Genomic DNA, 25,136 nt, shown 5'->3' on the forward strand with positions numbered 1-25,136 from the left:
TCTCGGCTTGCAGATTACCCGCCGGGAACGCTTCACAAGCCGTTGGGAGCACCGCTACATTCACGCCACCTCGTTTTCCTAACGCGGTTAGATTTAGCGCGCCGGCGCCGCCAACGGCTGCCCGCGCCCGGTGAGGTGAGCATGAACGACACGTCCAACCCCGATTCGGACGCCGAGCGGCTGCACGCGCTCGGCTACCGCCAGGAACTGCGGCGCAGCCTGGGCATACTGGGCAACATCTCGATGGGGTTCGCGGTGGTCTCCCCCGTCGTGGCCCTGTACGCCGTCTCCATGGTGGGGACCACGGTGGCCGGGCCCATGTGGGTGTGGGCGCTGCCGCTGGTGCTCGTCGGCCAATGCCTGGTCGTCAACGTCTACGCCGAACTGACCTCGCAGTGGCCCCTGGCCGGCGGCCCGTACCAATGGGGCCGGCGCCTGCTGGGCCCGGCGTTCGGCTGGCTGGGCGGCTGGGTCTGGCAGTTCGCCGTCATGTTCGGCAACACCACGGTGGCGTACCTCGCGGCGCCCTGGGTGTACGCGCTGTTCGGGGCCGTCCCGACGCCCGGCGGGCTGGTCGCCGTGGCCGTCGCCATCCTGCTCGTGTGCATGGTGGTCAACGCCTACGGGATCACCATCCTGCGCTGGTTCGTGTCCCTCGGGATCGCCGCGGAAGCGGTCGCCTCCGTACTGGTGGGCCTGGTCCTGCTGCTGTTCTTCCGTGAGCACGGCTTCCCGCTGTTCACCGAGACGCTCGGCGCCGAGGCGCTGTCCGGGGGTTCCGCGGTCGCCGGGTTCCTCGCGGCCGTCGCCGTCGCCGGCTGGGCTTTCATCGGGTTCGACGCCTGCGTGTCGACGGCGGAGGAGACCAAGGACGCCGGCCGTCAGGTTCCGCGGGCCATGTGGTGGGCCCTGCTGAGCGTGGGCGCCGTCGTCATCCTCAACGCCATGGCCGTCGCGCTCGCGCACCCGCACCCCGAGGCGGTGGTGGCCGGTCAGGACGTCGACCCCGTCACGACCGCCGTGGTGCACGCCTTCGGCGGCTGGTCGGACAAACCGTTCGTGGTGGTGGTCCTGACCGGGTTCCTGGCCTGTGCGATGGCCTCCCAGGGCGGAGCGGCACGCGGCCTGTTCTCGCTCGCCCGCGACGGGGTCTTCCCGTTCTCCCGCCACGTGCGCAAGGTCAACGGGCGCAAGGCCCCGATCGGCGGCCTCGTCGCCTCGACCCTCATCAGCGGGAGCGCGCTCGCCCTGGGACTCAACGCCACCGCCATCGGCAGCCTGATCTCCTTCGGGACCGCCGCCACCTACCTGCCCTTCTTCCTCGTCTCGCTCGCCGCGCTCATCGCCCGGCTGCGCGGGAGCTGGGTGCCCTCCGGCCACATCCGGCTGGGCGCCAAGGGGACCTTCCTGAACGTGCTCGCCGTGGTCTGGACGGCCTTCGAGGTGGTGAACGTGTGCTGGCCGCGCACGGTCCTCGCGCCGCCGGACGCCCCCTGGTACCAGGTGTGGGCCGCCCTCCTCGGCACCGGCGTGGTGCTGGGCACGGGCCTGGTCTACCTGGCCGTCCGCCGCCCGCACGACCGGCTGCGCGACGCGGACGGCCACGGCGGCGGCGCGGCTGCCGCGCCGTCCCGGCCCGAAGGGCTGCAAGCCGCCGAGCGCCCCTGAAACCCGGCGGCGGCCGAGCCGTCGGGCCGCCCCGCGCACCACCCGCCGCAACCCTTCGAAGGGATACCGTCATGGAACAGCCCCGCACCACCCGCCGCGTGTTCTGTACGACCGCGCTGACCGCGGCCGCGACCGTCTTCCTCACCTCCGGCGGCGCCGGCCCGGCCGCGGCCCTGCCGTCCAGCGGCACATGGACGGTCCCCGCCGAGTGGGAGAGCCACTCCGGCTGCGTCATGTCCTGGCCCTGGGACCGCACGGACGGCTGGGGCGGGCTGCTCCCCCAGGTGCAGGCCGAGGTGGCCGCCGTCGCCAAGGCCATCGCCCGCTTCGAAACCGTCCTGATGTTCGCCGAACCCGGCACGACCGCCGACGCCCGCCGCCTGTGCGGACCGTCGGTGACCGTCGTCGAGTACCCGGTCAACGACTGCTGGACCCGCGACACCGGACCGGTCTTCGCCCTGGACGCGGGCCGCACCCAGCGCACCGGCCTGGACTTCCGCTTCAACGGCTGGGGCAACAAGTACCCGTACGACAAGGACGACCTGCTGCCCGTCGGCGTCTGCTCGTACCTCTCCGTGCCGCGCCGGCCGGTGGACCTCGTACTGGAGGGCGGCTCCGTCATCACCGACGGCCAGGGCACCCTGATCACCACCGAGGAGTGCCTGCTCAACCCGAACCGCAACCCCGGGATGACCCGCGCCCAGATCGAGGCCGCGCTGCTCGCCGCGTACGGCGCGACCAAGGTGATCTGGCTGCCGTACGGCCTCGCCGACGACCTCATCACCAACGGGCACGTCGACCTCGTCGCCTCCTACCTCGGCCCCGCCAGGGTCCTGCTCCACACCCAGCCCGACACCTCCAGCCCCAACCACGCGCGCATGGAGGCCAACCGGACCGTGCTCCGGGCCGCCACCGACGCCTGCGGACGGCGCTTGCAGATAGAGGAGCTCCACCAGCAGCCGCACTTCCGGGTGAACGGCGCGCTCGTGGAGACGTTCAGCTACACCAACTACTACCTGACCGGCGGCAGCGTGGTCGTCCCCACCGCGCAGGAACCGGACGACGCGGCGGCGCTGTGCCGGTACGCCGAACTCTTCCCCGGCCGGGAGGTCGTCGGCGTCCCGGCCCGCACCCTGGCCTGGGGCGGCGGCGGTGTCCACTGCATCACCCAGCACATCCCCGCGGTCGCCTGACCACCCGGGCCCGCGGCACACGACTGCGCCCGGCTCCGTGAGCCGGGCGCAGGGCCGGACGGGGCACAGCGGCAGGGATCACTCGACCTTCGCCCAGTCGAGGGTGCGTTCCACCGCCTTCTTCCAGCCCGCGTACCCTTCTTGGCGCTGGTCCTCCGACCACTGGGGCTCCCAGCGCTTGGACTCCTGCCAGTGCGTGCGCAGTTCGTCCGTGTCGCCCCAGAAGCCGGTGGCCAGACCGGCCGCGTAGGCGGCGCCGAGGGCGGTCGTCTCGGCGACGACCGGGCGGCTGACGGGGACGCCGAGGACGTCGGCCTGGATCTGCATGCACAGGTCGTTGGCGGTGACGCCGCCGTCGACCTTGAGCACGTCGAGGTGGACGCCGGAGTCCTGTTCCATGGCCTCGACCACGTCGCGGCTCTGGTAGCAGATGGCTTCGAGGGTGGCCCGGGCCAGGTGGCCGTTGTCGTTGTACCGGGCCAGGCCGACGATCGCGCCGCGGGCGTCGGAGCGCCAGTACGGGGCGAACAGGCCCGAGAAGGCCGGTACGAAGTACATACCGCCGTTGTCCTCGACGGTGCGGGCCAGCCGCTCGCTCTCGGCGGCATCCTTGATGATCTTCATTTGGTCGCGCAGCCACTGCACGGCGGAGCCGGTGACCGCGATGGACCCTTCCAGGGCGTAGATCGCGGGGCTGTCACCGAACTGGTAGGCCACCGTCGTCAGCAGTCCGTGCTGCGAACGGACCAGCTCTGTACCGGTGTTGAGCACCAGGAAGTTGCCGGTGCCGTAGGTGTTCTTGGCCTCGCCGGGCGCGTAGCAGACCTGCCCGACGGTCGCCGCCTGCTGGTCGCCGAGGACCCCGGTGATGGGGATCGCGGCGCGCAGCGGGCGGGAGGTGCGGGTCTGCCCGTAGGCCTCGCGGTGGGAGGAGGGGTTGATCTTGGGCAGCATGGCCCGGGGGACGCCGAAGAAGCCGAGCAGTTCCTCGTCCCAGTCGAGGGTTTCGAGGTTCATGAGCATCGTGCGGCTGGCGTTGGTGACGTCGGTCGCGTGGATGCCGCCGTCGGGGCCCCCGGTGAGGTTCCACAGGACCCAGCAGTCCGTGTTGCCGAAGAGGGCGTTGCCCTGCTCGGCCGCCTCGCGCACGCCGTCGACGTTCTCCAGGATCCACTGGATCTTGCCGCCGGAGAAGTACGTGGCCGGAGGCAGCCCCGCCTTGCGGCGGATCGTGTCGCCCTGGCCGGACCGGTCCAGGGCCGCGGCGATGGAGTCGGTACGGGTGTCCTGCCAGACGATGGCGTTGTAGTACGGGCGGCCGTTGCGGGGGTCCCAGACAACGGTGGTCTCGCGCTGGTTGGTGATGCCGATCGCCGCGAGGTCGGCCGGGGCGAGGTTCCCGTGCCGCAGGGCGTTCTGGATCACCGAGTTGGTGCGTTCCCAGATCTCCACGGGGTCGTGTTCGACCCATCCCGAGCGCGGGAGGATCTGGGCGTGTTCCAGTTGGTGCTTCGCCACTTCGTTACCGGCGTGGTCGAAGATCATGAAACGGGTGCTGGTGGTTCCCTGGTCCACCGCGCCGACGAAGTCCGCCATGGGGTGCCGCCTCTCCTGTGGGATGGCCTGCTCGCTGCCTCAGGCAGCCGTGGTCACGCCTCCGGTCCTTCCGGGGCCGGCACGCGTCCGGGCGGCTCCGGCTCGGCGGTCGGCAGGAACCGGCCGATGAAGAACTTGTACAGGCCCGCTCCGACGAGACCGCCGATCAGCGGCCCGACGATCGGCACCCAGAAGTAGAAGTGGCCGTACTGATCTCGCCACGCTCCGCCGTAGCCCGTGATGAAGCTGGCCAGTCGGGGGCCGAAGTCGCGGGCCGGGTTGATCGCGTAACCCGCGTCGGTGCCCCAGGCCATACCGATCGCCACGACGACCAGGCCGATGATGAACGGGGCCAGATTGGCTCCGGGAGGCGTGTTGAGGAGGTCGGTGATGGCCAGGATCAGCAGCAGCAGGATCGCCGTGCCGATGATCTGGTCGCGCAGCGCTCCCCACTCGGTCACCGGCAGGTTGGGGTTCCCGTTGGCCGGGAGGGTGGAGAAGACGCCCTGCGTCTTGGTGTGCGTGGGGTCGATCGTCGACAGGGCCTCGCAGTAGTTCCAGCGCACCAGCAGGGCTGCCACGAAGGCGCCCGCCGTCTGCGCCAGCGCGTAGGGGGCGACCTTGCTCCACGGGAAACCCTTGAACGCGGCGAGGGCCACCGTCACGGCGGGGTTGAGGTGCGCGCCGCTGAGCCGTGCCGCGACGTAGACACCCATGGTGACGCCCAGGCCCCACGCCCAGGCGATGCTGTCGTGGTTGCCGAGGCCGCCGGGGGGATCGGTGAGACCTCCGCCCGCCACCACCTGGGCCACCACGCCGACCCCGAAAAGGATCAGGATCATGGTGCCCGCGAATTCGGCCGACAGTTCGCCGATCAAACCTGATTTCTTCAACCGCTCAGCCATCGAAGCCCGCTTCCCGCCGGCCCAGGACCGGCCGTGGACTGCCCGGGTCCCTCCCGCTTCTCACGATAGGACGATCACCGGTGAACCGCACGACGTCGCTGCGGGGGCGGGCGCCACGCGGCGCCCGGCCGGGTCCCGGTCGGGCCGCCGCGGGTCAGCCGATGCTCCACGACCAGGTGTGGTCGGCGCTGACCAGGCAGACGAGGACGACGAGGTCGGCGACTCCGAGCGCGAAGCCGAGGCGGGCGCGTCCGGGGCGGGTGGTCCCGCGGCGCAGGGCGAGTACGGCCAAGGCCATCGACGCCGGACCGAGGAGGAGGTTCATGGCGAGGAGGCCGACCAGGCCGAGCAGGAAGGAGGCGACGGCCATTCCGTCGGCGTCGCGGGTGCGGGGGCGGGTGGCGCCGGTGCCGGTGGCTGTGCCGGTGCCGGTGCCGGTGGCGACGCGGGAGGCGTCCGAGGTGCGGTCCGCGCGCCCGGTGCGTTCGGCGCGGCTGGGCTGCTCGGCGCGGGGCGGCTGCTCGGCGCGCTCCGTGCGGACGGGGTGGTCGGCGGTACTGCGGGCGCTCATGACGAACCTTCCTGTCGGTGGTGGCGGCGGTGGTGGCGGCCGGTCCGCTCGCGGATCGCGAAGACCAGCAGCCAGCAGGCGATCGCGGCAGTCACGGCGAGGGAGACGGGGGCCGCGACGTGGGCCACGGTCCCCAGGAGGACCCCCATCAGCATCAGGGCCGCTACGAGGAAGAGCATCGTGCTCCCTCCGAAGATAGGTGACAGTTGTTCACTGACTACCCAGTCTAATAGCGCCCATGCGGTCCTGTGTGGCGCGGGGGTTAACTTTCCGTCATGAGTCAGACCGCCGGAGCCCGCCAGCTCCAACGCCTCAAGACCCGCCGGGCCCTGCTCGACGCCGCCCTGGCCCTCCTGGAGGAGCAGAGCCTCGGCAGCCTCGGCCTGCGCGAGGTGGCCCGCGCTGCGGGTGTGGCACCGACCGCCTTCTACCGGCACTTCCGCGACATCGAGGACCTCGGTATCGCACTGGTCGACGAGGCGCTGGAAAACCTGCACGCCACCGTCCGCTCCACCCTCGCCACCTCGGGCGACGCCGAGCAACGGATGTCCACGGCGGTGGAGTTGATGGCCGCCTTGGTGCGCGCCTACCCCGCGCACATCCGCTTCATCGTCCGCGAGCGGCACGGGGGCGTACGCCGGGTACGGGAGGCGGTGACCGGGCAGCTCGACGCGTTCGCGAGGGAAGTGGCCGAAAATCTGGCGCTGGACCCGCTCGGCGCGGGCTGGAGCCGGGACGACCTGCTGATGCTGGCCAAGCTCTACGTCGACCACATGGTGATGACGGCCTCCGCGTTCCTGGCCGCCGCCCTGGAGGACAACGAATGGGACGCGGTCAGCCGCACCGCCCTGCGCCAGCTTCGCCTCATCCACGCCGGCCGGGTCCACTGGACTCCGGCGGGGCCGGCCGCGGGCGCGTGACGACGCAGCGGGCCGGGGCTCGTGCGGCCACGGGCCCGCGCGGAGCCGGCCTTCACCGGGCCGGGCGCGGTGCGGGCGGCCGGGGTGCCTCGTGGAGGGGCGGCCCCGGCTGGTCCGGCTGAGGGTGCGCGGAGGCGCCGAGCGGCCGGGCGCCATGGCGTTCGGGGCGGTGTCCGGCCCCGCTGAGGATCTCCTCGCGGGGCGTGTCCGTCTCCCCGGGCGGCGGCGGGACGATCCGACGCGCGAGGACCCGGCCCACCCAGCGTCGGCCGCAGCGCGGGCAGGGCGCGGCGCCGCGCGGGGTGTACGGCGAGGCCACCGGTACGCCGTCGCAGGAGAAGTACTCCCACTGGCGGCCTTCCGCGTCGCGCCAGTGCTGTACGTCGTAGTCGGTGCTCCACTCGTTCCAGCACCCGCCACATGCGAACGCCACGCGTTCGACGGCCAGTTCGGTGATCATCGCAGCCACCTCCTTCCGGCACTGGGGCACTCCGGCGGCCCGGTTCAGCCCAGCGTCGCGATGTCGATCACGAAGCGGTAGCGGACGTCGGAGCCGAGGACGCGCTCGTACGCCTCGTTGATCTTCCCGGCCGGGATCGGTTCGATTTCCGCGCCGAGGCCGTTCCCGGCGCAGAAGTTGAGCATCTCCTGGGTCTCGGGGATGCCGCCGATGTTCGAGCCGGCGAAGGAACGGCGTTTCGACGCGAGGGTGAACGCGTGGACGCTCAGCGGTTCCGGCGGTGCGCCGACGTTGACCATGGCCCCGTCGAGGGCGAGGAGCGAGAGGTGGGCGTCGAGGTCCAGTTGGGCGCTCACCGTGTTCAGGATGAGGTCGAAGCGGCCCGCGAGGTGTTCGAAGGTGCCGGGGTCGCTGGTGGCGTAGTAGTCGACGGCGCCCAGGCGCAGTCCGTCGGCCTGCTTCTTGAGGGACTGGGACAGGACGGTGACCTCGGCGCCCATGGCGGCGGCGAGCTTGACGCCCATGTGACCGAGCCCGCCGAGGCCGACGACGGCCACCTTCTTGCCCTGGCCGGCGCCCCAGCGCTTGAGCGGCGAGTAGGTGGTGATGCCCGCGCACATGAGGGGGGCGGCCTCGTCGAGGTCGAGTCCCTCGGGGACGGAGAGGACGAAGTCCTCGGTGACCACGATGTGGGTGGAGTAGCCGCCGTTGGTGCTGGTGCCGTCCCGGTCGGTCGAGCCGTAGGTGAAGACCGTCCCGTTCAGGCAGTACTGCTCCTCCCCCGAGCGGCACGGCGCGCACTCGCGGCAGGAGTCGACCATGCAGCCGACGCCGACCCGGTCCCCGACGGCGTGGCGGGTGACCTCCGGGCCGACCTCGGCCACGACCCCGGCGATCTCGTGGCCGGGGGCGACGGGATAGGTCACCGGGCCCCACTCGCCGCGCACGTGGTGGATGTCGGAGTGGCAGATGCCGCAGTACTTGATGTCGATCAGGACGTCACGCGGCCCGACCTCGCGCCGTTCGACGGTGGCCGGGGCGAGCGGTTCGTTCCCGGAGGTGGCGGCGTACGCGTCGGCGGTGCTCATGTCCTACCTCCAGTGACTGGGTCGGCCGGAGAGCGGGCGCGGCCCGACGGGCAGTGGGGCCGCGCCCGCCGCCGGGGCCGTCCGGGCCGGGGCTCGGCTTTTACGCTACTTCCATGCTGCCGCGCACGCTGGCCCGGCGGCAGCCCCCGCAGGTCACGGCCCCGACCGCGACCGCCCCGGCCTCACAGGAGCCGTTGCGGGAGGGAGCCGGGCGCGACCGTGTGGGAGCGTACGGTGCCCCCCGGGGCCAGGTACTCGACCTCCCCCATCGGGTCGGCGGTGACCTCGCCGACCACTGCGGCCTGCCTGCCGTAGGGGTGGGCGCGCAGCGCCGCGAGGACCGGGCCGGTGCGCTCCGGCGGGACGAACAGGCACAGGCATCCGGCGCAGGCGGCGTCCAGCGGGGCCAGCCCCCGGGCGTCGAGGGCGACGCGCGCCTCGTACCGCACGGGCAGGGCGGCCTCTTCCACCCGCAGGGTCAGGCCGCGCCCGGCGGCGGTCCGGCGCAGCACCTCCGCCAGGCCGCCCGCGGTGACGGCCCGGGCGTGGTGGACGCCGGGCCGCGCCGCCCGGAGCAGGTCGGCCAGGGGCGCGCAGTCGCTCGGCACGTGGTGCTCGTAGCCGAGGCCGTCGCGCAGCGAGACGAGGTGCGCGGCGTGGCTGCCCAGCGGTCCGGTCACCAGGATGCGGTCGCCGGCCCGGATGAGGCCCGCGCCCAGGGGCGGGCCGCCGAGGACGCCGAACGCGGTGGCGGTGACGAAGACCCGGTCGGCCTCGCCGGCGCGGACGACCTGGGTGTCGACGGCGGCGATGGCGACCCCGGCCTCGGTGGCCGCGCCGCGTACGGAGGCGGTCAGGCGGCGGACGAGGTCCATGGACAGCCCGGCCTCCAGCACGAGGGCGAGCGCGATGTGCCGGGGTTCGGCTCCGGTGGCGGCCAGTTCGTTGACGGCGCCGCACACCGCGACGCGGCCGATGTCGCCGTTGCCGAAGAACGGCGGATCGACCACGTACGTCCGGGTCACGGTCCGCAAGGCCGGCCCGGGGACCGCTGGGCCCGCGGGGCCCGGTGCGAGGGCCTCCGCGACCAGCGCCGGCGTGTGCGGGCCGAACCCGGCCTGGGCCGTGTCCCAGTCGTGTGTGTACGTCACGAAAGCCATCCCCCGATGCCCGCGAGCCCTGATGGCCCCATCATCCGCCGCGGGAGGCGTGCGGCATACCCGTGTCGGGGGCCGGCTGCCGATGAGGGGTCAGTAGGGGCGCTCGGAGCGGCGGTCGTAGCCGCGCAGCAGGAAGACGGCGAGCGCGGTGGCCAGGGCGGGCAGGACGGCGAAGCCGGCCAGCATGCCGAGTTCGGTGGTGGTCGTCTGCACGGCGGCGCGGCCGGTGCCCGAGGAGACGTAGCCGGAGAGCTGGAGGACCAGGCCGTAGAGGAGGGGGCCGACGGCGACGCCCAGGCCCTCGCCGGTACTGAACAGGCCGGACCGTACACCCGCCTGGCGGTGTGTCGGACCCCCGGAATCCTGGGCGATGCAGTCCGGCAGCATGGCGTAGAGGAAGAGGAGCTGTCCCGCGTGGCCGGTGCCGGCCAGGGCCATGGTGAGGAGCACGGCCCCTTCGGGCAGGGCCGGGGCGGCGAGGAAGAGCAGGCAGCCGGTGGCGAAGAGCGCCGAGGCGAGCGAGTATCCGCGGCGGCCGCGCAGCCGCGACCAGAGGGGCATGGTCAGCAGGTTGGGCGCGACGAACGCGGCGACCAGGGCGCCGACGCCGGTGGATCCGTGCAGGACGTGCCCGGCGAAGTAGGGGGCGCCCGCGAGCAGTACGCCGGTGGCGACGGACTGGACGACCACGCACCGCAGCAGGGCCGTGAAGGCCGGGTTGCCGCGCGCCGCGGCGAAGCGGCGGCGCAGGCCCGGCTCGCTCTCGCGGGGCAACGGGGCTGCGTCCGGGCCTGCGCCGCGAGCGCTCTCCGCACCCGGCCGGCCTGCGGCGCGGGTGCCGCGAGCGCCCGTGCCGGCGAAGACGCAGAGGGTGCCGAGCGCGATGACCGCGCCGCCGAACACCCCGACCCAGCGGTGGCCCGCGAGACCGCCGCCACCGGCCTCCACGAGTGCGGGGCCGGCGGCGCCGGTGACCAGGGCGGCGACCCCGATGACGGCGACCCGGCCGCCGGCCAGCCGCATGCGCTCCCGATGCACGTCGGTGAGCTCGGCGGGCATGGCGACGTACGGGACCAGGAAGAAGGCGAACGCGGTCGCCGTCAGCAGGTAGCCGGCCGCGGTGAACCAGGCGCCGGCGGTGCCCGCGAGCGGGCCCGCGAAGGTGAGCGCGAAGGCCAGGGCCATCACGAGGCCCCCGGCGAGCACATAGGGGCGGCGGGAACCCCAGCGGGTACGGGTGCGGTCGCTGGCCCGGCCGACGAGCGGGTTGAGGAAGGCGTCCCAGGCCTTGGGGACGAAGACGACCGCGCCGGCCAGGCCCGCGCCCACGCCCAGGGTGTCCGTGAGGTAAGGGAGCAGGAGCAGCCCCGGGAGGGTGGTGAACGTCCCGGTGACCAGTGATCCCGACGCGTACCCGAACCTGAGCCGGGCGGACAGGCCGACGGCGGACGCGGCGGGTACGGCCGGCGCGGGCGGCGGCGCGACCCGGGTGCGCTCGGACCCTGTGGTGGCCATCGGGGGTTTCCTTCCGACGCGTGGGGCTGGGCTACGGCCCCGCCCCACGGGCTGGGGGGGTTCCTCGGGGGCGGGGCTCGGAACAGAGTGCGCTTCCCGTCATGGGCCCCGCTAAAGCCGGAACGCGCCGGGCGGGGCACGAGGTCCTGCCCCGGGCATGAGTTCCTGCCATGCACCTTGCTGCCACCGTGACCGCCTGGCTCCCCGTTCGACCGGCGCTCCAGCATGGCTCCAGAGAATGGAGAGGGACATGACAGTCGACAACGGCACGGCCTCGCCCCGCACCCTCGATGCCCGCGCCATCGACGGGACCGTCATGGACGGAACCGTCATCGGCGCGGCGGTCATGGACGGGACGGTCATGGACGGGACGATCACCGGCGGGCGGGGGCTCGCGGGTACCCGGCACCTGATCCACCGTCCGCCCTCGCGCGCCCACTACGCCCTCGACGTCCCCAGCCTGGGCGAGGAGAACTTCACCCTGGTCGGAACCACTCCCGTCGCCCATCCGCTCTTCAACGACGGCCCCGCCCACTTCCACGACATGCAGATCGCGACGGAGACGATGGGCGAGATCGGCGCGTTCGTCGGACAGCGCTACTACGGCGTGCCCGAGGACCGGCCCGGCCTCTTCTACCGGTTCACCCTCAACCTCACGGACCTCGCCGCCTGGCGCTCCACGGGCCCGGGCGCCGGCCCGCTGCCGATGGCGACCCGGATCAGGGCGAGGCCCTCCAACGTGGTCGCCGAAGTGCCGCGCGGGCTCGACTTCCACATCGAGGTCTCCCTCGGTGACCGGCCCTGCGCCACCGGGGCGGCCGGCCTCGTGTTCCTGATGCCGAGGCTCTACCGGCGCCACGTCGAGCACTCCCGGCAGGCCCTGCGGGCCGCGCCCGAGCTCGACGACGCCCCGGACGGCCCGCTGCGTCCGGCCGGCGCCCGCGACGTGGGCCGCTACGCCACCGAGAACGTCGTCGTCAGTGAACCGGCCGACGCCTCGCGCGGGCGGATCAGCACCTGGCTGCTCGCTGCCGGGGTGAGTCCCGTCTTCGCCGGTGAGGACGGCCGGCTGTCCGGTCTGCACGTACTGGAGGCGCTGCGCCAGGCGTCACTGCTGGCCGCGGGGCGCGCGCACGGCCTGGACGCACGCCGGAGCGCGCTCGGCGCCTTGCAGGTGCACTTCCGCGGGCAGGCGGAGCACGACATGCCGCTGCGCTGCGTGGCGGTGGCCGGGCCGCTCGGGCAGGGCGCCGACGGCCGGCCGGCCGTGCCGGTCACGCTGACCCTCACCCAGCGGCGCCGTGCGGTGGCCGAGGCGCGCACCTCCGTGGTGCAGGACTACTGACCGGCATGCTCTTCCGGATTCTGGGGCCGCTGGAGGTCTGCGCCGAGGCCGATCCCGGGACGTCGTACGCCCCGCAGGCCGCGAAGTTGCGGGTCGTGCTCGCGACCCTGCTGGTGCGCGCGAACGAGGTGGTGTCGGTCGGCACCCTCATCGACGAGCTCTGGCCGGACGCGCCTCCGCGCACCGCGACGACGACCCTCCAGGTGTACGTGTCCCACCTGCGCAAAGCGCTCCGCGGCGCCGACCCGGACAACGGCGGGGCGGCGCTGGTCACCCGCCGTCCGGGCTACGTGCTGCGGGTCGGGGCGCGGGCGCTGGACACCACGGCCTTCGAGGAGCTGACCCGGCGCGGCCACCGGGCCCTGCACGCCTGCGACTTCGCAGCCGCTGCCGAGTTCCACCGGCAGGCCCTCGCGCTGTGGCGGGGACCCGTGCTGTCGGACACCCCGCACGGGCCGGTGCTGGACGGCGCCGCCGTCCGGCTGGACGAGGCCCGCGTCACGGCGCTGGACGAGCGGGTCCGGGCCGAGCTGCACCTGGGGCGCCATCGCGAAGTCCTGGCGGAGCTGCACGAGTTGGTTTCGGAGCACCGGCTGCACGAGGAGTTCCACGCCCATCTGATGGTGGCGCTGTACCGGTGCGGGCGCCAGGCGGAGGCGTTGCGGGTGTTCACGCTGTTGCGGCAGACCCTGGTGGAGGAACTGGGCATCGAGCCGGGGCCGGTCTCCCGCGAGCTCCAGCGGCGCATCCTGGAGGGCGATCCGACGCTGTCGCAGCCGGGCACGCGCGAGTCGGTGGCGACCGCCGGGTCCGGCCCGACCGGGTGGACGGCCGCGCCCGGTGCGGCGCTGCCCACTGCGACGCCGGCCAGTGCGGCACTGCCCGGCACGGTGCTGCCCGGTACGGCACTGCCCGGCACGGTGCTACCCGGAAGCGATCCGTACTTCACCGGCCGGGCGGCCGAACTGGCCCAGCTGGAGGCGCTGTTGCGCACCGCACCGGCGGGCGGCCTGATCGCCGTGACGGGTCTGCCGGGCACGGGCAAGTCGGCCCTCGCGGTCGAGGCGGCGCACCGCGTGGCGGACGCCTTCCCCGACGGCCGTCTCTTCCTGGACCTGCGCCCGGGCGCCGACGGACGGCCGCCCCGGGCAGTGGACCGGCTGCCGGGCGCCGGTGCGCGAACGCCGGCAACGGACGGCGGGACGGCCCGGCCGCGGCGGGTGCTGCTGGTGCTGGACCACGTGGCCTCCGAGACGCAGGTGCGGCCGCTGCTGGCCGCCGCGCCCGACGCGGTGGTACTGCTCACCGCGGGCCGGGTGCCCGCCGGGCTGCCGGGCCTGCGGTCGGTGGTGCTCGGGCCGTGGAGCCGGGAGCAGGTCCCCCGGCTGGCGGGGCTGTTCACGGGCCGGGGCGGCCCCGGTGCGCCGGACACCGCCGAACCGGACGTCGTCGCGGAGACGGCCGAGCTGTGCGGGCGGCTGCCCCTCGCCGTGCGGGCCGCGGCCGCCCAGCTCGCGGCCCGCCCGCACTGGACGCTCGCCGCCCTGGCGGACCGGCTGCGCGAAGAACGCGGACGGCTCGACGCGCTGCGGACCGGCGATGTCGACGTACGGGGCCGCCTCCACGCGGCGTACGCGGCCTGTCCCGAGCCCGCGCGGCGGGCCTTTCGGCTGCTGGGCGCGCTGCCGCCCGGCCGGTTCGGCCCCCGGGAGGCGGCCGCCGCGCTGGACGTGGGCGAGCGGGAGGCGGCGGGGACGCTGGAGACCCTGGCCGACGAACGGCTGGTGGCGCTGGAGCGGGACGGCTGCCGGCTGCCGGAGCTGCTGCGGCTGCTGGCGGCGGAGCTGCTGGCGCGGGAGGAGCCGCCCGAGGTGGCGCGGGCGGCGACGGAACGCGTGTGCCGGGCGTACGCCGACGCCTCGGCGGAGCCGGGCCGGGCACCGGACGCCGCGGGGCGCGGGCTCGTGCACCTGGCCCGCACCGCGTACGAAGCGGGGCTGTGGGAGCTGACCGTACGGCTGACGGACGCGCTGGGCGGCTGGGTACGGGAGGACCTGGAGGCCGCCTACGGTCTGGCTCTGGACGCCGCCGTGCGGTGCTCCGACCGGGTGGCACAGGCTCGGATGCTGCGTTCGCTGGGGGACCTCGCCTGGCAGCACCGGCGCATGGAGCGGGCCCGCCACCTGTACGACGGGGCCCTGGACCTGGCTCGCGCGGCCGGCGCCGAGGAGGAGGCGGGGCGCGCCCTGGTGGGGTTGGCGGAGCTGCGGCTGGACGCCGGGGCGGCCACGGACGCCGCCGCCCTGCTGGAGCCGGCGCTGGCCGCCCTGGCCGGTCCCGGCCGGGCCCGGGGACGGTACGAGGCGAGCCGGGCCCGGGCGCTGCTGGCGCTGGCGCAGGAGGAGCCGGAGACCGCCCGGGCGTGGTTCGGGGAGTGCCTGGAGCTGGCGGGCGCCCTGCGGGACCACCGGCTGGAGGTGTACGCGCGGCGGTCGCTGCGGGCGCTGCGCACCACCGCGGAGGCCGGCCCCCGGGGTCCCGTGGAGGTCCGGCCGGGCCTGTGGCGGCTGCACCCGCGGCCGCACCCGGTCCCGGTCCGCTCATGAGCGGCCGTCCTGCTCGACCACCGGGTACGCGCCCCGCCGGGGCGCCCGCCCCTGACGTTCGGAGAACCATGTCGGTATCACTGGGGCCGGTCACGGAGCTGGTCGGCCGGGAGCTGGAAGGCGCCGCGCTGTGCGAGCGGTTGCGGGACCCGGCGGTACGGCTGGTGACGCTGACCGGACGGGCCGGCGTGGGCAAGAGCGTGCTCGCGGCCGAGGCCGTGCGGGAGACCGGCGCGGAGTTCGCGGCGGTCAGCCTGGTGGACGCGCTGAACGCGGCGGATGCGGCGGATGCGGCGGATGCGGCGGATGCGGCGGATGCGGTGAACGTTGCCGGCGACGGCGATGCGGCGGCACTGCTCGAAGCCGCCGGGCCGCTGCCCGACGGAACCGGGCGGGTGCTCGTCGTACTGGACGGCTGCGACCACGCGGCGCGCCCGGCGGCGGCCGGGGCAGCGACGGCGCTCCTGGCCGACCCTCGGGTGGTGGTGCTGGCCACCGCGCTGGAGCCGCTCGGCGTGTACGGGGAACAGCTGCTGCCGCTGGCCCCGTTGCCCGTTCCGGCGCCCGGTCCCCGGGCGGCGGCCGACCCCGAGGAACTGCAAGAGGTGCCCGGCGTCGCCCTGTTCGTGCGGCGCGCCCGGGACGCGGATCCGTCGTTCGCGCTGACCCTGGAGAACGCCGGGGCCGTTGTCGAGCTGTGCACCCTGCTCGGCGGCCTGCCGCTGGCGGTGGAGCTCGCGGCGCGCCGACTGCGGCTGTTCCCGCCCCACCTGCTGCTGTCCCGGCTGCGGGGCCGTACGACGGCGCTGGGCGGAGGACCGGAGCGGGCGCCCGAGCGGCACCGCTCACTCGCCGCCCTCGCCGAGTGGAGCTGCCGCGGCCTGGACCCGGCGGCGACCGGCGTGCTGCGGCAACTGAGCGTCTACGAGCCGGGGTTCTGCATGCCGGCGGCCGGGGTGGCGGCCGAGGACGCCGTCGAGGCGCTGCTGGAGCGCGGCGTGCTGTCGGTGGTGGGCGTGGAGCGCGGGGAGCTGCGCCTGGCCGTGCCCGAGCCGGTGCGTTCGTACTGCCGGGACGGGCTGGTGGAGTCGGGCGGCGAGGCCGCCGCCCTCGACGCGCACGCGGAGCACTACCGGCTGCTGGTGGGCTCCGCGCAGCCCGCCCTCGCTGGAACGGAACAGTCCTCCCGGCTACGGGAGTTGGCGGCCGAGGCGGACAACGTGTCGGCCGCGCTGCGGCGGCTGCGGGAGCGGGGTGACGGCGAGGCCGTCGCCGCGGTGGTGCTGGGCTGCCGGCTGCCCTGGCTGGCGCAGGGGCGGCTGCGGGAGGGCCTGGAGTGGTGCGACGCGGCCGCCGAGCCGGGCGGACCGGCGCTCACGGACGCCCTACGGGCCCGCCTGGCCGACATGTCCGGTGTCTTCGCACTGGCCCTGGGCGATCCGCAGGAGGCCGTGCGCCGCCACCGGCGCGCCCTCTCCCTGGGCAAGGGCGTGGGAGACCGGCGGCAGAACGCGCTGGTCTCCGCCCACCTGGGCGCGGCCCTGCTGCGAGCGGGTGATGTTCCCGGTGCCCGGGCGGTGCTGGTGACCTCGCTGAGCGCTCTCGAATCGATGGGCGTCACCCGGGGCGCGGCGGCAGCCGCCGCTTCCCTGGCCGCCGTGACGCGGGCCGACGGGGACCGGCGACAGGCGCTGGAGCTGCTGGAACGGGCCGAGGAGGCGTTCCGCCGGATCCGGGACGGGCGGGGCCTGGCGGGTGCGCTGCGGATCTCGGCGGCGCTGGCCCTGGAGGGAGAGGAGCCGGAGCGCGCGGACCGGGCCCTGCGGGAGAGCCTGCGGCTGTACGGGGAGATCGGGGAGCTCAGTGAACTTCCGGGCCTGCTGGAGGAGTTCGCGCTCCTGCTGCTGCGCACGTCGCCCGCACAGCGGCCCCGGTGCGTACGGCTGCTCGCGTCGGCGGACGCCCTGCGCGGCCGGACGGGGGCGCAGGTGCCCGACGAGTGGCGTTCCGAGGCCGAGCGGGCCCGTACGGAGCTCAGTGCCCGGCTGGACTGGACGGACTTCGCCGTGGCCTGGGCCGAGGGGGTGCGGATGAGCGCGCCGACGGCAGTGGCGGAGGCGCTGTCGGCACCCGGGCCCTCACGGCGCCCGGTGGTGTCGGCCGCAGCCGAGGCGCAGTCGCTGACCCCCCGCCAGGTCCAGGTGGCGCTGCTGGTCGCGGAGGGTCTGACGAACCGGCACATCGCGGCCCGCCTGGACATCTCGGAGTGGACCGTCGTCAACCACGTCCGTCAGGTGATGCGGCGCCTCGGCTGCACGTCGCGGGTGCAGGTCGCCGGGGCGGTGGGCCGATGGGCATGACCGGTCCCGGCGTGTTCGGCTCCGTGGGCCGCCTCGGTCCCACCCCGGCCCGTCCCATGGACATCGGCCCGCCCGACGAGGTCTCCGACCGGTTCCGAGCGGCCGGCTGGTGGCGGCCGCAGACGTTCCTGGACGACCTGTACCGCACGGCGGCCGTCGCGCCGCAGCGCCCGGCGATCGTCTCGGAGCGCGCCCACCGGCCGGCGGACCGGCGCCGGGTCACGATCGGCTACGGGCGCCTCGCCGCGTACGTCGACCGGTTCGCCGCAGCCCTGCACTCGCTCGGGGTGGTACCGGGCGACCCGGTGGCCCTCCAACTGCCCAACTGGTGGGAGACGGCGGCGCTGACCCTGGCCTGCCTGCGGGCCGGGGCCGTCGCGGTGCCGGTGCTGCCGACCGTACGGGCGCACGGGCTGCTGCGGATCCTGGACAGCACCCGGGCCCGGGTGTGCGTGGTGCCCGACGTCTGCGAGGGGTTCCCGCACGCGGAGGCGCTCGCGGACCTGGCGCCGCGGCTGCCGTGGCTGCGTCACCGGGTCGTCATCGGGGACGCCGCGGCGACGGGGGCGGTCGACTTCGAGGCGTACTTCCGGCGCACCGCGCACGAGCGCACCGCGTCCGGCCGTTTGTCCGGGCCGCACCCGGGCCGGGCCGACCGGCCCGCGCTGCTGATCAGCGTGATGGGGCTGCGGGACGCCTACACCTCGGTGGTGCACTCCCCCAACACCCTGTACGCCAACATCAGCACCCAGCACGAGCCGCAGGGGCCCGGGCGCCGGCCGGGCGAGGTCTTCCTCAGTACGCTGCCGCTCACTTCGCTGGCCTCGCTGATCTACACGGTGTGCTGGCCGCTGGCGGTCGGCGGTACCGGCGTCTACCAGGACGTCTGGGACCCGGGCCGGTGCCTGGACCTGATGGCGGAGGCCGGGGTCGACCAGGTCAACGCCGAGCCCGCCTACCTGTCGGAGCTGCTCACGGTGCAGCGCCGGCGGCCGCGGCGGACGGACCGGCTGCGGCTGGTGCTGTCCGGCGGGCGCACCAGTACCCCGGAACCGCTGGCCGCCGAGCTGCGGGAGGTGTTCGGCGTGCCGGTGCTCTCCGTGTGGGGGGCGCCCGAGCTGGGCATGGGGACCCTCTCCGGGGACGTCGCGCACGGGCGGGACGGCGTCAGCGCGCTGACGGGCCTGGAGTTCTCGGCCGCCCCTACGACGGCGACGCTGACGGTGCGCGGCCCCTCGGTGTGCCTGGCCACCTGGCCGCACGGCACCGCGGCACCGCGGCCCACGTGGGAGCACGACGACGGCCGCCTCGACACCGGGGACCGGGCCACCGCGGGACGGCACGGAGGGGTCAAGGTCGTGGCCCGGGCCGGTGAGCGGACGGGAGCCATCTTCATGGTGCCCGTCGCCGAGGTGGAGGAGCGGCTGCTCACGCACCCCCGGGTGCGGGAGGCCGCGGTCGTCGCCTACACCGATCCGGAGCACGGGGAGCTGCCGTGCGCGGTGGTGGTCCCGGCCGCGCGGGACCGGCCGCCGGGGACGGCGGAGCTGCGCGAGCACCTCGGGGGGCTGGGTGTCGCGGAGGCCTTCCTCCCGACCCGGCTGGAAATCGTCGGAGCGCTGCCCCGCGACGAACACGGCCGGGTCCGGCGCGATGCGCTGCGGGGCTGGCTGGCGCGCCTGCGCCCGGGCGGGCCCCGGCCGGCGCCGGACACGGTGTGAAGGGCTATTCGCAGCCGGCCACGCGGCGGGCGAACGCCGTCAGTTCGGTGCGCCAGTGGGGGGCGAGGGGGGCGGTGGCCACCGCCGCGTCGGCGCGCTCCAGGAGTGCGGCGATGGTCTCCTCGGCACCGGCGCGCGCCCGCTCGTCGAAGAACACGTCGCGCAGGAACTGGGCGTCGCCGCCGAAGCCGGGGCCGCCGCGCAGGAAGCCGCGGATGCGCCAGGCCCCGTGCAGGGCCCGGGCGTACTCCTCGTAGGCCTCGCGCAGGTCGGCACGGCCCGCGAGCGCCGCGCCGATGAGCAGGGCGTGGCGCAGGCCGTACCAGCCGGCGCCGCAGCCGCTGCCGCAGCCGGAGACGCATTGGCCGGGCCAGGCGTCGTCGAGGTACTCCGTCGCCGCCGCGGCCTCGACGTGCGCGCCGATGGCCCGTTCCGTGCGCAGTTCGTCCCACCACTGCCAGGCCTCGTACGGGAGCCGGACCGCGAGCCGGTCGCCGTAGGCGAGGGCGAGGTCCCCGGCGAGTACGGCGGTGCCCTCCCCGAACCGGCGGGGTTCGCCGCGCCAGCCGTTGCGCTCGTGCTCGGCGGCGTGGCTGATGTGCAGGGTGGGGATGCCACGCCGCAACGGGGCGTTGTCCCGTACGTCCTCACGGATCATCAGGCAGGTGTCGAGGAGTTCCAGCGCGGCGGCCGCGGCGACGGCGTCCTCGCCGTCCGGGTCACCGCCCGCGGCGAGGTACCCGGTGAGGCAGATGACGGGGTGCGCCCGCTCGGCGCCGGCCTGCACGAGTTCGGCGACGCCCGCCACCAGTACGGCGCTCCGCGGATCGCGGGTGCGGCGGGCCCGGTGCTCTTCGGCGAGCAGCCGGGCGAGTCGCTCCTCGACCCGGTCGAGCATGGCGTCGCGCACCTGTGCGGGTGTCAGCGTGCGCCACGGCTGGTGGTCGGTCGGTGTCGTCATGGTGCCCTCCCTGGTGGGCTACGGCCTCATGAACGACTTTCCCCGACACCGCTCGAGGGGACCATCGAGGAACGCTACAGAAGGCGGACCGGGGGGAGGTGGTGGCCCGGCCCGCCAGTTGTCTGTCACCCGGTGCCATCCCGGACCCCGGGCTTGCCATGACCTTGCCATGCCCCTCCACCTCCCCTCCGTGACCCTCCGCGCAGGGCTGTCAGCGGGCCATGGCAATCTCAGTGGTCCATCGGCCCGACGGCCGATCGGCAGCAGGACACCACTGATATGGGGGGAACCATGGCAGTCATACGCAAGCACACGGCTCTGCGCACCGGCCTCGTCGCCGCCGCACTGGCGGCGGGGGTACTCGCGGCCCCGTCCGCGGCCCAGGCCGCACCGGCCCCGGCGGCCCCGGCCCCGGCGGCCCCGAAGGCCTCCGCGGCCCAGGCCTTCGAGCCCGGCACTTCGCGGGGCGCCGGCGAGGTCGCACGCAGCAAGAACGCCGTACTGGCGCTCCAGTCCGACGGCAACCTGGTGCTGGAGCACGTCTCCGGCGGGGTCCTGTGGGCCACCGGCACGTACGGCAACCCGGGCGCGACCGTGACGTTCCAGCAGGACGGCAACCTGGTCGTGTACTCGGCCGCCGGCAAGGCCCTGTGGGCCGCCGGTTCGTACGGCAACCCGGGCGCCCGCCTGGACCTGCAGTCCGACGGCAACCTGGTCGTCTACCGGCAGGACGGCTCGGCCGCCTGGAGCACCGGGACGTGGATGGTCGACACCACGGTGAACGCGACCTGGCAGATCGGCTCCGGCAACTGGACCTGGAGCCCGAACGCGATCCTCGCCATGGAGCGGACCGGAAAGCTCAGCATCCGCGACCGCAACACCCTCGGGGAGCGCTGGTCCACCAACACCTGGGGACCGGGCGCGTACGCCCGGATGCAGTCGGACGGCAACTTCGTCGTCTACAAGAAGGACGGCGGCGAGGGCAAGGGCGGGGCCCTGTGGGCCACCGGGACGTGGAACAACCCCGGTGCCCGCCTGGTGTTCCGGCCCGACGGGAACCTCGTGCTCGTGACCGCGAACTCCGACGCCGTCCTGTGGCAGAGCGGCACCACCGACTGAGCCGATATCGGCTTGCCTTTCGTGCAGGGCCCGTACAAACTGATCTCCGTTGAATCGAACGCGTTCAACTCTTTGTCTTCCTCATGGGGGGTAGGAATGACTCTCAACCGCAAGCGTGCCGCCTGGACCGGCGCGCTCATCGCCGCCGCCGTCTCGGCCGGCGTGCTCGTCGCCCCGGTCGCCCAGGCCGCCGACGGCAAGACCACCGGCACGACCACGGTCAAGGTCCCGGCCAAGAAGCCCCACGGCGGCGTCCCGGCCAAGGCCGCCGCCAAGAACCAGCAGCGTGCGACGGCCCTCGCCGCGACGGCCGGAACCGTCTCGCTGCGGCCGGGCGACGTGCTCGCCTCGAACGAGTACATCGAGACCGAGAACGGCTACCTGTTCATGCAGCCGGACGGCAACCTCGTCCTGGACCACAAGGCCGGCGCCGAGTTGTGGGCCTCGGGCACCTACGGCAACACCGGCGCGTACGCGGTCTTCCAGACCGACGGCAACTTCGTCATCTACAAGAAGGACGGCGGTCCCGGCAAGGGCGGGGCCCTGTGGAACTCCGGCACCTGGGGCAACCCGAACGGCCACCTCGACTTCCAGGACGACGCCAACCTCGTCGTCTACCGCGCGAACAACTCCGCCAGCTGGTCGACCAAGACCTGGAAGGTGGGTAACAACACCCTTTCCGGCGGCCAGAACCTGGAGCGCGGCACCTGGATGTCGGCCACCAATTCCATCCTGGCCCAGGACAACCGCGGCTACTTCGCGGTGTTCTACCGCGGCAAGGACTACGGGCGGGGCTTTTGGAACTACAGCCCCGGCGCCTACACCCGGATGCAGACCGACGGCAACCTCGTCACCTACAAGAAGGACGGCGGCGAGGGCAAGGGCGGCGCGATCTGGGACACCAAGACGTACGGCCGGAACGGCGCCTACCTCTCCTTCGGGGCGTACGACTCCACCCTGGTGCTCCACAAGGCCACCGGAGAGGTCCTCATCGACTTCGTGACCGGCGACAGCCAGCAGTAGGCCGCATGCTTGACCCCGGCCCGGGGTGGGATTCGAACCCCACCCCGGGCCGGGGTGTTCGTGCCGCGGCCTTCGCGGACGGCCTCCGGCTCAGACGAGTTCGGCGACGCCCAGGTGGAAGTCGACGGGGAGGGATTGGCGGCCGGGGATGTCGAGTTTGCGGTAGACGCGGGTCAGGTGCTGTTCCACCGTGCTGACGGTGATGTAGAGCTTCTGCGCGATCTCCCGGTTGGTGTGGCCGTGTACGGCGAGCAGGGCCACCCGCTTCTCCGAGTCGCTGAGGCTCGCCACGAGGTCGGCGTCCGGGCCGTCGGCGCCTTCTCCGGGGCCCGGGCTGTCGCCGGTGTGGCCCGGCAGGATCTTCACGCACAGGGCTTCGGCGCCGCACTCCTTGGCGACGTGCCAGGCACGCCGGTTGACCATGGCGGCGCGCGCCGGTTCGCCCAGTTCCCGCAGGACCTGCCCGAAGTCGGTCATGGCGCGGGCCAGTTCGTACTGGTCGCCGGAGCGGTGCAGTTCGTCGACGGCCTTGGCCAGCATCGCCTGCCGCTCCTTCGGTTCGCGCAGCGAGGCGCGCAGCCGCAGGGAGATGCCGCGCACCCAGGGGTCGTCGGCGTCCCGGGTGGTGAGCTGGTCCGCGAGGAACCGTTCGGCCTGGTGGGTCTCGCCGAGCCGGATCAGGGCCTCCGCCGCGTCCGCCCGCCAGGGCAGCACGCGGGGCCGGTCCAGGCCCCAGCGCTTCATGTGGCGGCCGATGTCGAGGAAGTCACCGAGCGCGGCGTGGAAACGGCTGGTGGCCAGGGCGTGCTGGCCGCGGGCGCGCAAGTAGTTCAGGCCGTGGACGCTGCCGCCCGGCCTGTCGGGGACGGGCCGGCTGAGCACGGCCGCGGCCGCCTCGGGGCGGCCCATGGCCGTGTACGCCCGCACCAGGGTGCCGGCGACGCCGCTGAGCAGGGCGCTGCCACCGCGCTCGGGGACCGCGCGCAGCGCTCCTTCGGCGGTTTCCGCGGCGCCGGTGAGGTCGCCCAGGCGCAGCCGCGCCTCGGCGAGCAGCCCGGCGAACTCGGCCTGCCAGCCGGTGGCGCCGCGCTGGCGGGCCTGCCGGACGAACCCCTCGCACCAGGGCAGCGCGCGGGCCGCTCCGTGCAGGTGGAGGAGGGTGCGCAGGGCCTGTACCACGGGTTCGACGGTGCCTTCGGCGAGGGTGGCGCCGCGCAGGAACAGTTCGGCGGCGTGGGCGGCCGAGGCCTCCTGCGGCTCCGCGGGCAGCGTCCACAGGGCCGCCGGGTGGGTGACGGTCCGGGCGGGACGGCCCGGGAGGGGGGCGCCCCGGCCGGGAAGGGCGGTGCGGTCGGGCGCGGCCCACTGGGGGAACGCGGAGAGGCCGTCCAGCGGATCGTCTCCGGGGACCTCGCCGGGCCGCAGCGGCGCGGCGGGGCGCCGTCCGTCGGGGCCGGCCATCCGTTCCAGTACGGCGGCCGACTCGTCGATGCGGCCCTGCGCGGCCAGGACGCGGGCGAGGGGGCCGAAGGCGCGCGGTTCGAGCCGGCCTTCGGCGAGCGCGGCCAGGGGTTCCAGGAGGTGACGTTCGGCGGCGGCCGGGTCGGTGCGTGCGGCGACGGCGGCGAGCCTGATGCCGATGTCGGCGCGCCGGGCGTCGTCCGGGCAGGCTTCGTGGGCGAGCCGCAGCAGGGCGGCCGCCCGGTCGGGGGCGCCGTCGGCGAGGTACTGGTCGGCGGCGGAGCGCAGTACGGGCAGGGCCCAGTCCTCGGCGGTGTGCCGGGCGGCGAGGAGCTGGCGGGCGACCTCGGTGTCGGGCGCGCCGCAGGCGCGGGCCAGCAGGGCGCAACGGCGGTGCAGTTCGCTGCGGGCGGCGGGGTCCATGCGGTCCAGTACGGCGGCGCGTGCGGCCGGGTGGCGCAGGCCCGGACCGTCGAGCAGACCGGCGGCGTCGAGGGCGGCGGCGGCCCGGGCGGCGGCGGTCTCGGTGGTTCCGCTCAGCCGGGCGATGTGCGCGGGGCTCGCCAGCGCGCCGAGGGCGGCGATCGCCTCGGCCAGTTCGGGGGTGACGGCCCCGCAGCGGTGCAGGCAGGTCAGTACGGCCTGGGTGTAGGCGTCGCCGGGCCGGGCCGACGGGTCCTGGAGCAGCGCGCGCAGCAGCAGCGGGTTGCCGCCGCTGGCCTGGTAGAGCCGGTCCGTCTCCGTTTCGGCGCGGTCGGGGAGCATCGCGCGGACCGCTTCGGGGCGCAGGCGTTCGAGGCGCAGCCGCAGGAAGTGGGGCAGCCGGAGCAGTTCGGTGCGCAGCAGCGGGTCGGCGCCGCGTTCGTGGAGGGACTCGGTGAACACCAGGAGGATCCGGGCCTGCCGGCTGCCGCGCGCGAGGTGCAACAGGTGGCGGGTGGACAGTTCGTCGGCGTGGTGGAGGTCGTCGACGCAGATCACCACGGGCGCGGCGGCGCTGAGTTCGCGGACGGACAGGGCGAACGCCTGCATGGCCTCGACGCGGCCCGCTTCGGGTGCCTGCGGCGGGTGGGCCAGCGCTCCGGCGGGGGCGTCGGCGGTCAGCTGCCGCAGGACGCCCAGCGGGTCGCCCTTTTCGGCCGCCGTTCCCATACCGCGCAGTACGACGCAGCCGCGGGAACGGGCGTGTCCGGCGACGGTTTCGAGGAATTCGCTTTTCCCGCAGCCGACGGCCGCTTCGATGAGAAGTAATCCGGCGTTCCCTTCCGCGCAGCCTTCGATCTGCGCATGGGCAAGGGATAGTTCCTCGGCACGGCGGAACAACACCATAAGAGTCCCCCAGTGTCCCCGGTCCGCACGTCCGGCGAAATGAACGAATGCGGATACAGGAATGATCGAGCAATGCGTGAGCGAGAATTCAGGCCTCAGTGTAGGCCGGGATTCGGCTCCTCACGGTGTCCGGAA

At 74.4% G+C, this 25,136-nt stretch carries 19 protein-coding genes; 9 read left to right on the plus strand and 10 right to left on the minus strand.

The window, feature by feature from the left end; all coding sequences use genetic code 11:
* The first annotated feature begins 141 nt into the window (after positions 1 to 141).
* Together IE207_RS25265 and IE207_RS25270 are read left to right on the plus strand one after the other, a co-directional pair.
* Positions 142 to 1,668 carry an APC family permease gene (locus IE207_RS25265; protein ID WP_190186591.1) on the plus strand — a complete coding sequence of 509 codons (1,527 nt, stop codon included), beginning with the start codon at positions 142 to 144 and terminating at the stop codon, positions 1,666 to 1,668.
* 71 nt (positions 1,669 to 1,739) lie between these two features.
* Complete coding sequence (locus IE207_RS25270) at positions 1,740 to 2,861, plus strand: agmatine deiminase family protein (protein WP_190186592.1); 1,122 nt, start codon at positions 1,740 to 1,742, stop codon at positions 2,859 to 2,861.
* Between the two features lie 78 nt (positions 2,862 to 2,939).
* On the opposite strand, the gene glpK is transcribed toward IE207_RS25270, so the two are convergent.
* From glpK to IE207_RS25290, 4 genes are all read right to left on the minus strand, one after another.
* On the minus strand, positions 2,940 to 4,457 hold the full coding sequence (glpK, locus tag IE207_RS25275; protein ID WP_190186593.1) for a glycerol kinase GlpK: 1,518 nt from the start codon (positions 4,455 to 4,457) through the stop codon (positions 2,940 to 2,942).
* Positions 4,458 to 4,510: 53 nt separating this feature from the next.
* Positions 4,511 to 5,362: an MIP/aquaporin family protein gene (locus IE207_RS25280; RefSeq protein WP_190186594.1), complete on the minus strand. Its 852-nt coding sequence runs from the start codon at positions 5,360 to 5,362 to the stop codon at positions 4,511 to 4,513.
* A gap of 154 nt (positions 5,363 to 5,516) precedes the next feature.
* Positions 5,517 to 5,933 carry a hypothetical protein gene (locus IE207_RS33425; protein ID WP_229873955.1) on the minus strand — a complete coding sequence of 139 codons (417 nt, stop codon included), beginning with the start codon at positions 5,931 to 5,933 and terminating at the stop codon, positions 5,517 to 5,519.
* Complete coding sequence (locus IE207_RS25290) at positions 5,930 to 6,112, minus strand: hypothetical protein (RefSeq protein WP_190186595.1); 183 nt, start codon at positions 6,110 to 6,112, stop codon at positions 5,930 to 5,932. Before IE207_RS25290 ends, IE207_RS33425 begins: the two co-directional genes overlap by 4 nt.
* A 96-nt stretch (positions 6,113 to 6,208) precedes the next feature.
* On the opposite strand from IE207_RS25290, the gene IE207_RS25295 reads away from it, so the two are divergent.
* On the plus strand, positions 6,209 to 6,853 hold the full coding sequence (locus tag IE207_RS25295) for a TetR family transcriptional regulator (RefSeq protein WP_190186596.1): 645 nt from the start codon (positions 6,209 to 6,211) through the stop codon (positions 6,851 to 6,853).
* Positions 6,854 to 6,905: 52 nt separating this feature from the next.
* Here IE207_RS25295 and IE207_RS25300 read toward each other — a convergent pair whose 3' ends face one another.
* The 4 genes from IE207_RS25300 to IE207_RS25315 all read right to left on the minus strand — a co-directional run bounded on the left by IE207_RS25300 (position 6,906) and on the right by IE207_RS25315 (position 11,076).
* Positions 6,906 to 7,313 (minus strand): hypothetical protein, encoded by a 408-nt coding sequence (locus tag IE207_RS25300; protein ID WP_190186597.1) that lies wholly within the window; start codon positions 7,311 to 7,313, stop codon positions 6,906 to 6,908.
* Positions 7,314 to 7,357: 44 nt separating this feature from the next.
* Complete coding sequence (locus IE207_RS25305; protein ID WP_190186598.1) at positions 7,358 to 8,401, minus strand: NAD(P)-dependent alcohol dehydrogenase; 1,044 nt, start codon at positions 8,399 to 8,401, stop codon at positions 7,358 to 7,360.
* Between the two features lie 182 nt (positions 8,402 to 8,583).
* Positions 8,584 to 9,561, minus strand: a complete 978-nt coding sequence (locus IE207_RS25310; RefSeq protein ID WP_190186599.1) for an AIR synthase-related protein — start codon at positions 9,559 to 9,561, stop codon at positions 8,584 to 8,586.
* A 90-nt stretch (positions 9,562 to 9,651) separates the two neighbouring features.
* Positions 9,652 to 11,076, minus strand: coding sequence for an MFS transporter (locus tag IE207_RS25315; protein ID WP_190186600.1), 1,425 nt, complete (start codon positions 11,074 to 11,076; stop codon positions 9,652 to 9,654).
* A gap of 250 nt (positions 11,077 to 11,326) precedes the next feature.
* Here IE207_RS25315 and IE207_RS25320 point away from each other — a divergent pair, with 250 nt between their 5' ends.
* The 4 genes from IE207_RS25320 to IE207_RS25335 all read left to right on the plus strand — a co-directional run bounded on the left by IE207_RS25320 (position 11,327) and on the right by IE207_RS25335 (position 19,108).
* Positions 11,327 to 12,421 carry an AfsA-related hotdog domain-containing protein gene (locus IE207_RS25320; RefSeq protein WP_229873956.1) on the plus strand — a complete coding sequence of 365 codons (1,095 nt, stop codon included), beginning with the start codon at positions 11,327 to 11,329 and terminating at the stop codon, positions 12,419 to 12,421.
* A gap of 5 nt (positions 12,422 to 12,426) precedes the next feature.
* Positions 12,427 to 15,027, plus strand: a complete 2,601-nt coding sequence (locus tag IE207_RS25325) for an AfsR/SARP family transcriptional regulator (RefSeq protein WP_229873957.1) — start codon at positions 12,427 to 12,429, stop codon at positions 15,025 to 15,027.
* Positions 15,028 to 15,095: 68 nt separating this feature from the next.
* Positions 15,096 to 17,387, plus strand: a complete 2,292-nt coding sequence (locus IE207_RS25330) for an ATP-binding protein (protein WP_190186601.1) — start codon at positions 15,096 to 15,098, stop codon at positions 17,385 to 17,387.
* Complete coding sequence (locus IE207_RS25335) at positions 17,384 to 19,108, plus strand: AMP-binding protein (protein WP_190186602.1); 1,725 nt, start codon at positions 17,384 to 17,386, stop codon at positions 19,106 to 19,108. Before IE207_RS25330 ends, IE207_RS25335 begins: the two co-directional genes overlap by 4 nt.
* Positions 19,109 to 19,112: 4 nt before the next feature.
* On the opposite strand, the gene IE207_RS25340 is transcribed toward IE207_RS25335, so the two are convergent.
* Positions 19,113 to 20,069: a polyprenyl synthetase family protein gene (locus IE207_RS25340; RefSeq protein ID WP_229873958.1), complete on the minus strand. Its 957-nt coding sequence runs from the start codon at positions 20,067 to 20,069 to the stop codon at positions 19,113 to 19,115.
* A 291-nt stretch (positions 20,070 to 20,360) separates the two neighbouring features.
* On the opposite strand from IE207_RS25340, the gene IE207_RS25345 reads away from it, so the two are divergent.
* Entirely contained in the window at positions 20,361 to 21,188 is an 828-nt protein-coding gene (locus IE207_RS25345; RefSeq protein WP_190186603.1) for a hypothetical protein, read from the plus strand.
* A gap of 96 nt (positions 21,189 to 21,284) precedes the next feature.
* Positions 21,285 to 22,211 carry a hypothetical protein gene (locus tag IE207_RS25350; RefSeq protein WP_190186604.1) on the plus strand — a complete coding sequence of 309 codons (927 nt, stop codon included), beginning with the start codon at positions 21,285 to 21,287 and terminating at the stop codon, positions 22,209 to 22,211.
* Positions 22,212 to 22,301: 90 nt separating this feature from the next.
* Here IE207_RS25350 and IE207_RS25355 read toward each other — a convergent pair whose 3' ends face one another.
* Complete coding sequence (locus IE207_RS25355) at positions 22,302 to 25,001, minus strand: helix-turn-helix transcriptional regulator (protein ID WP_190186605.1); 2,700 nt, start codon at positions 24,999 to 25,001, stop codon at positions 22,302 to 22,304.
* Positions 25,002 to 25,136: the final 135 nt, after the last annotated feature.

The sequence above is a fragment of the Streptomyces cirratus genome (assembly GCF_014650775.1).
In the GTDB taxonomy this organism is placed as follows: domain Bacteria; phylum Actinomycetota; class Actinomycetes; order Streptomycetales; family Streptomycetaceae; genus Streptomyces; species Streptomyces cirratus.